The following is a 10526-nucleotide window of genomic DNA, read 5'->3' on the forward strand; positions in this document are numbered from 1 at the left end:
AGGAAAGATCGCTCGCCAGCCGAGGCACCTTCAAGCAGACACGCTCCGCCGCTCTTGCCGAGTGGCTCGAACTTGGTGCGGCATAAAGGGCAGCTATACTGGCCTGCCAGAGACTGGTTCGAGTTTGTCTGACAGCACCTGAGCATCTTTTTGTGCGCAGCAACGCGGCGTTAATAGCCGCCATCCCTACCTGATGCAGTGAGAATTTGTCAGGGAATTCAACAGTACTTTGCCATTTCTACCCTTGCAAACTGCCGCCAATCGGCGAAGTTCGCCCGGTTAGTGCCATGGCTACACTTAACTCTTCACTAAGAGAATCCCACAGTTGTTCAAGGCCTTGCTCCCCAGCAGCCGCGATCGCATATTGCAGAATTCTTCCGATGAAAACGAAGTTTGCGCCAAGTGAAAGAGCTTTGAGAACGTCTTCGCCCGATCGGATTCCACTATCGTAAAAGAGAGGAAAATCCGGCCCAAGATCGGCGCGGATTTCTGCAAGAATCTCAATCGGGGCTGGCGCAGCCTCAAGCTGCCGCGCACCGTGGCTGGAGACCTGGATGGCATCAACACCCGCAGACACCAGCGCGCGGGCGTCTTCGATATCAAGTACTCCCTTCACCACAAGTTTGCCGGGCCAGAGATCGCGCAGCCGGGCAAGCGTGTCCCAAGTCGCCCGTGCCCGGCTTTCGGTACGGTTGAAGTCATAGCCCTCCATCTCAAAATTCGCCATCACCGGCTTGCCCTTAATCAGGGCCGTCAGCGACCAGCGCGGATGCAGGGCAAAGTCGATGAACTGCCGCGGGCCGATGCGGAACGGCATTTTGAAGCCGTGGCGCAGTTCGCGCGGGCGGCGGCCGACCTCGGGCACATCAACCGTCAGCACCAACGTCTGATAGCCAGCTGCGCGGGCGCGCTCAGCCAGCTTGAAGGTGCCGCTTCCGTCGCCGCTGAAATAGAGCTGGAACCAGGCGTGGCCCTCCGCCGCCTCGAGAATGGTCTCCAGCGGGGTTGAGGCGACGGTGGAGACCCCGTGCGGCACGCTGTAGCGCGCCGCCAGCCGGGCCAGCATCAGGTCGGCGCCGGGGGCTGCTAGGTTGCACATGCCCATCGGCGCGATGCCAAAGGGCCGACCGGCCTCGGTGCCAAAGAGCCTTACGGCCAGCGAACGCTCGCTGACATCGTGCAGGATACGGGGCCGCAGGGTGATGGCATCCAGCGCAGCGCGGTTGAGCGCCGCCCCGGTTTCCTGCCCGGCGGCCCCGTCGATGTAGTCAAACACCATCCAGGGCAGCCGCCGCCGCGCCAGGCGGCGGGCGTCCTCTGCCGAATGGATGGCACCTGCGCCCATCAGCCGGCCACGGCCTTCATGAAGCGGTCGCGGATCACCACCGGGTCCATGGTGATCACCGGCATCTTGGCATTACCGCTGTCGCATTTGACCACCAGCACCGTTGCCTCGCCGCTGGACAGCGCCTCCTCCAATGCAGGCCCGGTCTCCTTGTCCTGCACCTCCACCACCCGGGCACAGCCGGCGGCGCGGGCCATGCCGGCCAGATCGGTGCGTTGGCTGGTATAAGTCGGCTGATCACCGGTGGAGCCATAGGAGCCGTTATCGATGATCATCAAGATGTAATTCCCGGGCGCGTTGTTGCCGATGGTGGGCAGCGTGCCGAGGTTGGTGAGGATCGAGCCGTCGCCGTCGATCACGATCACCGATTTCGGCTGCGCCAGCGCCAGACCCAGCCCGATGGAGGAGGCAAGCCCCATGGTGCCCAGCATGTAGAAATTGGTGGGCTGGTCGTCGATCGCGTGCAGTTCTTGTGACGGAATGCCGATATTGCAGACCACCAGCTGGTCGCGCAGGATGGGCGCGATCTCTTTCAGGATTTCGGAACGGATCATTGGTCGCCATAACCTCCCCAGAAATTGGCGTCGGTCAGGATGGCAACGGGCTTGTTGCACATGAAGGTGTATTTCAGGATGTTGTCCAGCTCTTCGACGTCCTTCTGCCAGTGGAAGTGGAAGATCGGGATGTTGAGCTGGGCTAGGAGCGCCTTGGTATGCACCGCCATTTCCACCTGGCAGGCCACCGGCTCGCGCAGCTCTCCACGGTACGAAATCAACATGGGAAGCGGCATCCGGTAGTACTGGATCAGCGTCGCCAGCGTGTTGATGGTGACCCCGATGGCGGTGTTCTGCATGATGATTGCCGGGCGCTTGCCGCCCATCCAGGCGCCGGCGCAGAGCCCCATGCCCTCATCCTCCTTGTTGGAGGGGATGTGAAAGATGTCGTCGCGCTGGTCGATCTCCTCGATCACGCCGGCCAGCTGCTTGCAGGGCACGGTCGTGACGAAGGAGACGCCGTTGGCGGCCAGATCGTCAGTGATCCTCTTGTCTATGTTCATGGTCGGTAGCCTTTACTTCGGGTGTCGTGTTTCGTTGTCATGCGGTTCGGCAGACGTGGACTGCGCACGGGGCGTGGCGGACCACGCGGGCAGCTGTCGAGCCGAGGAAAAAGTCGCTGAGGCCGGGTTTGTGAGAGCCGACGACGATGCAGTCTATGCCGTGTTTCTCAGCGTATTCGACAATGGCGCGGTAGGACCGGCCCTTGACGATCTCTGCGGTCACATTGCCATGGTCTGCGGTCTTCTTGGCAAGCAGCTGGCGGGCCTTGTCGAGGCCTTCGCGCACGGTGTCTTCGTCCAGATACGCGGTGACTGAACTGTGCGGTGCTTCGTAGACATGCAGCGCAGTGATCTGCCCGCCTGAATTGCATAGGGTGGCAGCAGCCTTGAGCGTTGTGCTGGAAACCCCGTGATCCAGGGCCATGGGAACCAGGATTTTGTCATACATGGTTGCTCTCCGTTTGATTGGCGCGTGGGCTCAGGCCCAGGGGTCGAGGATGATCTTAGGCGCGGCTACCGCTCCGGACCGCAGGTCGCGAAAGGCGGCGGCGCCTTCCGACAGCGGCCGCTGTTCTGGCCAGTCCAACGGGCCGAGGCGGCCGTCAAAGATTGCCTGCGCGGTGTCGCGGAAGTCCTGCGCGGTATAGGTGTAGGTGCCGATGAAGGTGATTTCCTGCAGGGTCATGCGCCTGATATCCAGGCCGCCGGCGTCCTCGCCCAGACCGACATGGGCAATCACCCCACCGGGCGCCGCGGCCACCGAAGCGGCCGCGCGGGTGGCGGCATAGCCGACGGCGTCGACTACCAGCGGCACCATGCCTTGGAACTCGGGAACGACTTGCTGGTTGCAACAATCCGCCAGAAAGGCCCTGCGCGCGTCGTTGGGTTCTTGGATGCTCACGTCCTCTATCCCCATCGCCCGCAGCGCCAGCGCAGCCGCCAGCCCGATAGCGCCGCCGCCAATAACCAGCGCGGAGCGTTCCATTTCCGGCTGCAGCGCCTCTAGTGCCAACCGGGCGGCGTGCCAGCTTACGGCCAGCGGTTCTGCCAGTGCGGCTTTTTCCAGCGGCACCTCGTCCGGCACGTTCACCAGGTTGCTCTCCGGTATTGCCACGAACTGGGCAAACGCCCCCTCGCGCGGCGGCATCGAGATGATCTGGCGGCTGGAGCAGAGGTTCTCGCGCCCGGCGGTGCATGCGGCGCAACTGCCGCATGTCACCAACGGGTTGATCGTGATCCGGCGGCCCGCCTGCGGTCCATCCTCGATCACTCCCGCGGCTTCATGCCCCAGGATCAGCGGCGCAGGCCTGCGATTGTCATGGCCCAGATAGGCGTGCATGTCCGAACCGCAGATGCCGGAGGCTTGGATGCGGATAAGATATTCGCCTGCCCGGCCCGACGCCATCGGCACATCGCGGAACGCAAGACTCTCAACCCCTTCATAAACCAAGGCTTTCATTTTGCAGTGAACCCTCCGTCGACCATCAGGACCTGCCCGGTTACATAGGAAGAGGCCTCTGAGCACAGGAACAGCAGCGGCCCGTCGATATCCTCCAGCCGGCCATTGCGGCCGATGCAGGTCTGCGCCGCGTTGCGGCTGGCACGGGCCTCATCGCCGAACACCGCCTGGGTCAGCTCGGTTGGGAAGAACCCCGGTCCGATCGCATTGGCGGTGACGCCGAAGGGCGACCAAGCCTCTGCCATGGCACGGGTCAGCTGGCCGATACCGCCCTTGCTGGCGCCATAGGCGATGCCGCCGGGAAAGGCGCGGGTGGTCTGGAGTGAGGCGAAATTGACGATCCGCCCCCAGCCCCGCTCCTTCATCGCAGGCACCAGCGCCTGGCTGAGGAAGAAAGGCACCGAGAGGTTCAGCGCCAGGGTCTGGTCCCAGCCCTCCGCCGTGACTTCATCTGCGGGTTGCCGCGTGTTGACGCCCGCTGCGTGGATCAGGATGTCCGGCGCTCCGAAGGAATCCGCAACAACCTCCCGCAGTGCATCCAGAGCGCTGCGGTCCGTCACATCCGCTGCCACATGAGTCGCACCGGAGCCGATCTCCGCACAGAGGCTTTCCAAAGCCTCCGTCCGACGGGCCACTGCGACCACCTGCGCCCCTGCAGCAGCCAGCGCGATCGCCGCCCGCCGTCCCAAGCCGGAACTGGCGCCGGTGATGCAGGCGGTTCGGCCTGCCAAGCTGAAAAGGGCGCGTGGATCAGCCATTTGCGGTGAGGTCGAAGGTTTCGTCCGGGAAATACTTGGCCAGCCGCACGTCGGCGGCACGGGCGTGGCCCTCCATTCCCTCCAGCCGGGCGATCCGCGCAGTGGCCTCTGCCACCGGTTTGGAGCCCTCGCGGGTAGCGCGCTGCCAGGTGACGATCTTCATGTATTTGTGAACCGACAACCCACCAGTGTAGCTTGCCGCGCGCGAGGTCGGCAGCACATGGTTGGTGCCGGCTGCCTTGTCGCCGTAAGAAACTGTAGTCTCTTCACCCAGGAACAGCGAGCCGTAGCAGGTAAGCCGCTCCAGCCACCAGTCCAGATCCTCTGCCTGCACGGTCAGGTGCTCGGGCGCGTATTCGTCGGAACAGGCCGCCATGTCCTCGCGGTTCGCACAGAGGATCACCTCGGCATAATCGCGCCAGGCTGCTGCGGCGTTCTCACGGTTCACCTCGGGCAGGTCGTTGATGTAATCCGGCACCAGTCGCATCACGTCTTCCGCCAGGGCGCGGTTGTCGGTAACCAGCCAGACCGGAGAGTTGTAGCCGTGCTCTGCCTGACTCACTAGATCGGTGGCTACGATGTGGGAATCCGCCGTTGCGTCGGCAAGGATCAGGCTGTCTGTCGGGCCTGCGATCATGTCGATGCCCACGCGGCCAAACAGAATACGCTTGGCCTCGGCGACAAACTGGTTTCCTGGCCCCACCAGGATGTTTGCCTTGGGCAAGCCAAACAAACCAAAGGTCATTGCCGCTACCCCCTGCACGCCACCCATTGCCATGATTTTGTCGGCGCCGCAGATATGGGCGGCATAGATGATAGCCGGGGCCACGCCCACGCCGGGGCGCGGCGGAGAACATGCGGTGATATGCTTGCACCCTGCCACCTTGGCGGTTGTCACAGTCATGATGGCGCTGGCGATATGGCTGTAGCGACCGCCCGGCACATAGCATCCGGCCGCATCCACCGGGATCGCCTTTTGTCCGGTGACAAAACCGGGCGAGATTTCCATTTCCACATCATGCACTGTGCCTTTTTGCAGTTGGGCAAAGCGGCGAACATTGTCGTGGGAAAATCGAATATCGGCCTTTAGTTTTTCCGGTACCAGTGCACAAGCGGCCTCGATCTCTTCCGGCGTAAGCAGTACGTTGCCCTCGTACTGATCGAACTTTGCAGCATATTCCAACGCCTTTGTGTCACCGCCGACTTCAATGTCGTCCAGAATACCCTGCACGATCTTATGGGTCTCAGAGGCATCCGACTTGGGGGTCAGAGCAGCTTTTTTCAGATATTCGCGTGTCATTACCAGAAAGTCCTATTTATAGATATCAGGAAGCAGCGTGGTCGAGATCGCCGGAATGTAGGCGATCAGCAGCACGACGATCAGCATTGTCAGAACAAAGGGCACGGCACGGGCGGCGATCTTCAGGATGGACTCGCCGGTAATGCCGGAGACGACAAAGAGGTTCAGCCCCAAAGGTGGTGTGATGAAGCCAACGCCCAGTGCGGTGATCATCATGATGCAGAACTGGATCTCGTTCATGCCAATGTTGTCGGCCAGCGGCTTCAGGATTGGTGCCAGGATCACGATGTTGGGCGTTGTCTCCATGACGCAGCCCGCTGCGATCAGTATGCAGATCATCAACAGGATCAGCAGGGACGGATCATCGGTCAGCCCAGTTACGGCGGTTACAAAGCCCTGCGGCACGCCCATTATTGCCAGTGCTTCAGCCAGCGGGGCCGAGAAGGCGATGATCGGCAGGATCACCCCATTCACCTTGGCAGAACTGACAAGCATGGCCGGAAAGTCCGACAGTTTCAGCGTGCCCAGGATGAAGCCCATAATGATAGTGACTACAACCGCCGTAGCACCGGCTTCGGTCGGGGTCAGACGGCCGGAAAAGATGCCATAGAAGATGATCCCCGGCACGATGAAGGCATACCAGCCGGACTTCAGCGCTTGGCCCAGATTGCCCAACCACTCCAGCAAGCCCATGTTGCCGCCTGTCTCGTAGGTATAGAGCCGGTTCATGATGATATTAGTGATCAGGATCGACACTAGGATCGCCAAGCCCGGGATCAGCGCCGCAAGGAACAGGGTGGAGGCGGAAATGCCCAGCACCAGGCCGATGATGATATAAGCGATCGAGGGCGGGATCAGGATGCCGGTACAGGCGCCTGCCGCCACCAGCGCGCAGGCGTAGGGGCGCGGATAGCCGCTTTCGACCAGCCGGTTGATTGTCATCCGTCCGACCGCTGCGGCACCCGCCGCGTCAGAGCCGGAGATCGCAGCGAACATGCCGCAGACCAGCACCGTGGCGGAGCCGAAGCCGCCCCGCGTCCAGCAGGTCAGCGCCTCCGCCACATCCAGGAATTTCTTGCTGAGACCGGTCCGCACAAGCACGTCTCCGGTCAGGATGAACAGCGGAACCGCGGTCAGCGCAAAGGCGTCGATGCCGGTGAACAGGCTTTCGCCGATGGCGCTGAGCGGCAGGTCGCCCGACATCACCAGCATGGTGATCGCTGCCGCGCCAATGGCAGCCCAGACCGGTACCGCCAGCGCAATCAGCGCCACGAACATGATCACCGGTAGGTAGAAATCCCAGCCGAGCTCGACAGTTTGATTGAGTGAATTCCACAGCATTGCTCAGGCTCCTCAATCAAACAGCTTGTCGCCTTCAAAAACGGGCGTGCCGTCGCGAAGGCTGCGCAAATCGCGCCGGAAAGACTGGAGCAATCGCCAGATCATCAAGGTGAATCCCAGCGGTACTGCCGCAAGAAACCAGACCATCGAAATCCGCAGGCCATGGCTGACGGATCCGAACTTGGCTGAGACATGCACCGTTTCGAAGGACCAATAAAGCGCTACCAACGCGACTACGAACATCACCAGATCACCGAAGATGTAGATCAGCGCCTTGGTCCTCGGGCCAAGGTAATGCAGGATCACGTCGATCCGGATATGAGCGCGCTCTTTGACCGCCGCCGCAGCGCCGATCCAGGCCAGATAAATGAAGGAATATCGGACGATTTCCTCGCCCCAGATCGAGGAATAGGCAAACAGCTCGCGCCGTATCACTTCAATCGCCATCGTGACGACCAGCATTGTGTAGAACACCAGAAGCAGCCATCGTTCTGCGTTCTGGTCGATGGTTCGCAGGATGTTCATTGCCATTCCCGGTGTTCAGGCACACCCTCGCATCCAACCCGGCGGACTGCAGCGAAGGGGGCTGTTGAAGAATAGGGCGGGCGCTTTCTAGCGCCCTGGCCCGGTAATGCTCAGGCGTCGTGCACGTAGTATTTCCCTTGCGTGCCTGCGGCCTCCTCGAGCTTGGCGAAATTGTCCATGGAGCCTGCAAGTTCAGTCTTGAAGGAATCCCATTCGCCAAGCTGATAACCGCCAGCTTCTTTCCACTCGCCCAGTTGGTCATCGCTAAGGGCATGGAATTCGACACCGGCCTTCGCCAGTTCCGCCATCGCATATGCACGGGCCGAAGGCACTTTGGCCAGGTTCTGATGCGCCGTCAGCTCGGATCCCCACATCACACCTTCCTGAACATCGGCAGGCAGCGAATTGAACCACTCGAGGTTACAGGAATAGACTTGGCTGTCCGGCACTGCCTGAGTGAATGTCACGTGGCTCAGGATGTCTTTGAAGCCAAAGACATAGAGCGCCCCGACAGATGGATCGAGCGCATCCGCGACGCCCTGTTTTATCGCCGAAGGCGTCTCACCCCAGGCCACAGGTGTCGGGTTGGCGCCAACCATGCGGTAATACTGCTGCAGCATTTTCGATCCCGGTACACGGAACTTCACTCCAGCCATGTCACCGGGTGACATCACGGCATTGCCACCTTTGCGCACTGCGACAACTCGGGGATCGATGTTCACATAGAACAGAGCTTTGAACCCGTTTGCTTCAACGTTGGGGTGTACCTCGGACTTCCAGAAGTCTGAATTCACCAGGTTGGTGAACCGCTGGTTGGAGCCGCAAAGATAAGGCATGTTGATAAGGTCAACGGTGGAAGCAAAAGGCGCGAAATTCGACAGCGAATGCTGCGCTGCCTGAATAGTGCCGCCCTGAACCTTTTGCACCAATGCACCACCGGCACCCAGCTGGCCTCCCGGCGCCAGTTTGACATAGATTTTCCCGTTGGTGGCGTTCTGGATGTTTTCCTTCAGATCCAACTGCATAATCGGATAGCTGCGCGACGCCCCCAATACATAGGCAGTGGCAACGGTCATGACATGATCTGCTGCACTCTCGCGCTCTTTCTCTTCCTTAGCCGTTTGAGCAGCGGCTTCTGAGGACCACAGCACACCGCCAGCACCGGCCACCACAGCCGCAGTGAATGAACCGGTTGAGGCCAGTTTCAGAAAATTCCGGCGCTCAGCAGATTTGAGGCCATCCTTGGCATTCGTCATTGTCTTCCTCCCTATTGATCCGTCAGCTGCCGTTTTTGTTCTTGTGGTCAGCTTCGCGTTTGAGAATGGCCGCTACGAACAGGATCGAGGCGGCAAACAGAACCAGCATTTCTCCGACATCTCCTAAGAAAGCACCGCCGCCAAAGGCGCCCAACGCGACATTGGCAAAAAACACCGCAAAGACGGCAGCAGCAGCCCAAAGGAACATCTTAGAACTCCGGAATCGTATCTCGAATCTATTTGTAAGCGCTTACATTGATAATGCAAGCGCTTACATTCGTGGATGGCAGGCGCAGGTTTTTATGTTATGACAAGGCTCAAAGTCAAAGCGGGCAACACATGGGAAAAAACCGTTCAGTTCCGACACTTAACGATGTCGCCAAGGCGGCGGGCGTATCAACCGCCACGGTTTCTCGATGCCTGAATTCACCGGATCAGGTCATTGAAGCTACCCGACAGCGTGTCATGCAGGCAGTCGAATCGCTGGGCTACACGCCAAACTTCGCGGCCCAGGTTATGGCGGCCAGGCGCAGCTTCACCATCGGCGCCATAATTCCGACCATGGACAACGCCATCTTTGCCCGCGGGCTGCAGGAGTTTCAGAACCAGCTTCGCGAGAGCGGTTACACGCTCTTAGTATCCAGTTCAGCCTATGATCCCGAGGTGGAGCGCGAACAGATCCGCACGCTTGTCGCCCGCGGCGCCGACGGGCTTCTGCTGATCGGGCATGCGCGTGATGCGGAAATCTACGAGTATCTGGAGCGCCATCAGGTTCCGTCAGTGGTTGCTTGGTCTTATGACCCGGAGGCGCAGCGACCGTCTGTCGGTTTTAGCAACGCGGATGCCATGCGCGAACTGGCACGCAGTGTGATTTCCGCCGGCCACCGGCGGATTGCCATGATCTCCGGCATCACACAGGGCAACGACCGGGCGCAAGGCCGGGTGGTGGGCGTTCAGCAGGCGATGGCCGAATTCGGGCTTGAGGCCAGCGCCTTGACACTGATCGAAACGGCTTACGAGATTGACAAGGGCGCTGAAGCCTTCCGACGGTTGATGGCCCTGGCACCACGCCCGACAGTGGTCATGTGCGGCAACGATGTTCTGGCCGCTGGTGCTCTGCGCGAGGCGCGCAGACTGGAAATCCAGGTGCCTGAGCAGGTTTCAGTAACGGGGTTCGATGACATCGAACTGGCAGAAATCGTCAGCCCCGCCCTGACCACCGTTCATGTTCCGCACCGTGAAATGGGACGCAAGGCAGCCTGCGAACTGACAGCAATGGTGGAAGGCAAATCGGAAGGGCGGTCGATCTGCATTAATATCAGAGTCGTTAACCGTCACTCTTTGGCAAAGCCGCCTTGCCAGTCATAAGGAAATTGCTTGCTGTAGATGCTAGTGCATCTTGCGGATTTGGAAGCTTTTTCCTCTCGAGCGGGTACTGTCAGACAAAACAAGTTTGAGGCGGGCAGGGGGCTGGTCTAGCGTCCC

The 10526-nt window shown here is 60.4% G+C and carries 12 protein-coding genes; 1 reads left to right on the top strand and 11 read right to left on the bottom strand.

All coding sequences use genetic code 11. The features are described from left to right. Positions 1-238 precede the first annotated feature (238 nt). The 11 genes from GOW98_RS24650 to GOW98_RS24700 form a co-directional block, all read right to left on the bottom strand. Entirely contained in the window at positions 239-1345 is a 1107-nt protein-coding gene (locus GOW98_RS24650) for an alpha-hydroxy acid oxidase (RefSeq protein ID WP_170337134.1), read from the bottom strand. Further along, positions 1345-1899, bottom strand: coding sequence for a sulfopyruvate decarboxylase subunit beta (gene comE / locus GOW98_RS24655; RefSeq protein ID WP_170337136.1), 555 nt, complete (start codon positions 1897-1899; stop codon positions 1345-1347). Before comE ends, GOW98_RS24650 begins: the two co-directional genes overlap by 1 nt. After that, positions 1896-2402 (bottom strand): sulfopyruvate decarboxylase subunit alpha, encoded by a 507-nt coding sequence (comD, locus tag GOW98_RS24660; protein ID WP_170337138.1) that lies wholly within the window; start codon positions 2400-2402, stop codon positions 1896-1898. The genes comE and comD overlap by 4 nt, the downstream gene beginning before the upstream one ends. 37 nt (positions 2403-2439) lie before the next feature. Continuing rightward, entirely contained in the window at positions 2440-2850 is a 411-nt protein-coding gene (locus GOW98_RS24665) for a universal stress protein (protein WP_170337140.1), read from the bottom strand. Between the two features lie 30 nt (positions 2851-2880). Beyond that, positions 2881-3861 (bottom strand): alcohol dehydrogenase catalytic domain-containing protein, encoded by a 981-nt coding sequence (locus GOW98_RS24670; protein WP_170337142.1) that lies wholly within the window; start codon positions 3859-3861, stop codon positions 2881-2883. Continuing rightward, positions 3858-4619: an SDR family NAD(P)-dependent oxidoreductase gene (locus tag GOW98_RS24675; protein ID WP_170337144.1), complete on the bottom strand. Its 762-nt coding sequence runs from the start codon at positions 4617-4619 to the stop codon at positions 3858-3860. Before GOW98_RS24675 ends, GOW98_RS24670 begins: the two co-directional genes overlap by 4 nt. Continuing rightward, positions 4612-5919, bottom strand: a complete 1308-nt coding sequence (gene hisD / locus GOW98_RS24680) for a histidinol dehydrogenase (protein WP_170337146.1) — start codon at positions 5917-5919, stop codon at positions 4612-4614. The genes GOW98_RS24675 and hisD overlap by 8 nt, the downstream gene beginning before the upstream one ends. A gap of 12 nt (positions 5920-5931) precedes the next feature. After that, positions 5932-7260 (bottom strand): TRAP transporter large permease, encoded by a 1329-nt coding sequence (locus tag GOW98_RS24685; RefSeq protein WP_170337148.1) that lies wholly within the window; start codon positions 7258-7260, stop codon positions 5932-5934. Between the two features lie 12 nt (positions 7261-7272). Beyond that, positions 7273-7785: a TRAP transporter small permease gene (locus GOW98_RS24690; protein WP_170332094.1), complete on the bottom strand. Its 513-nt coding sequence runs from the start codon at positions 7783-7785 to the stop codon at positions 7273-7275. A gap of 110 nt (positions 7786-7895) precedes the next feature. After that, positions 7896-9041: a TRAP transporter substrate-binding protein gene (locus GOW98_RS24695; protein ID WP_170337150.1), complete on the bottom strand. Its 1146-nt coding sequence runs from the start codon at positions 9039-9041 to the stop codon at positions 7896-7898. 22 nt (positions 9042-9063) lie between these two features. After that, complete coding sequence (locus tag GOW98_RS24700; protein ID WP_170337152.1) at positions 9064-9249, bottom strand: hypothetical protein; 186 nt, start codon at positions 9247-9249, stop codon at positions 9064-9066. A gap of 131 nt (positions 9250-9380) precedes the next feature. Between GOW98_RS24700 and GOW98_RS24705 the strand changes: the two genes are divergently transcribed. Next, positions 9381-10409, top strand: coding sequence for a LacI family DNA-binding transcriptional regulator (locus tag GOW98_RS24705; protein WP_170337154.1), 1029 nt, complete (start codon positions 9381-9383; stop codon positions 10407-10409). Positions 10410-10526: the final 117 nt, after the last annotated feature.

Source organism: Ruegeria arenilitoris, from assembly GCF_013032445.1.
GTDB lineage: Bacteria > Pseudomonadota > Alphaproteobacteria > Rhodobacterales > Rhodobacteraceae > Ruegeria > Ruegeria arenilitoris_F.

Bases quoted from the DNA above. Each gene is read 5' to 3' on its own strand.
- GOW98_RS24650 (WP_170337134.1), bottom strand. From the start codon at position 1,345: ATGGGCGCAGGTGCCATCCATTCGGCAGAGGACGCCCGCCGCCTGGCG.
- comE (WP_170337136.1), bottom strand. From the start codon at position 1,899: ATGATCCGTTCCGAAATCCTGAAAGAGATCGCGCCCATCCTGCGCGAC.
- comD (WP_170337138.1), bottom strand. From the start codon at position 2,402: ATGAACATAGACAAGAGGATCACTGACGATCTGGCCGCCAACGGCGTC.
- GOW98_RS24665 (WP_170337140.1), bottom strand. From the start codon at position 2,850: ATGTATGACAAAATCCTGGTTCCCATGGCCCTGGATCACGGGGTTTCC.
- GOW98_RS24670 (WP_170337142.1), bottom strand. From the start codon at position 3,861: ATGAAAGCCTTGGTTTATGAAGGGGTTGAGAGTCTTGCGTTCCGCGAT.
- GOW98_RS24675 (WP_170337144.1), bottom strand. From the start codon at position 4,619: ATGGCTGATCCACGCGCCCTTTTCAGCTTGGCAGGCCGAACCGCCTGC.
- hisD (WP_170337146.1), bottom strand. From the start codon at position 5,919: ATGACACGCGAATATCTGAAAAAAGCTGCTCTGACCCCCAAGTCGGAT.
- GOW98_RS24685 (WP_170337148.1), bottom strand. From the start codon at position 7,260: ATGCTGTGGAATTCACTCAATCAAACTGTCGAGCTCGGCTGGGATTTC.
- GOW98_RS24690 (WP_170332094.1), bottom strand. From the start codon at position 7,785: ATGAACATCCTGCGAACCATCGACCAGAACGCAGAACGATGGCTGCTT.
- GOW98_RS24695 (WP_170337150.1), bottom strand. From the start codon at position 9,041: ATGACGAATGCCAAGGATGGCCTCAAATCTGCTGAGCGCCGGAATTTT.
- GOW98_RS24700 (WP_170337152.1), bottom strand. From the start codon at position 9,249: ATGTTCCTTTGGGCTGCTGCTGCCGTCTTTGCGGTGTTTTTTGCCAAT.
- GOW98_RS24705 (WP_170337154.1), top strand. From the start codon at position 9,381: ATGGGAAAAAACCGTTCAGTTCCGACACTTAACGATGTCGCCAAGGCG.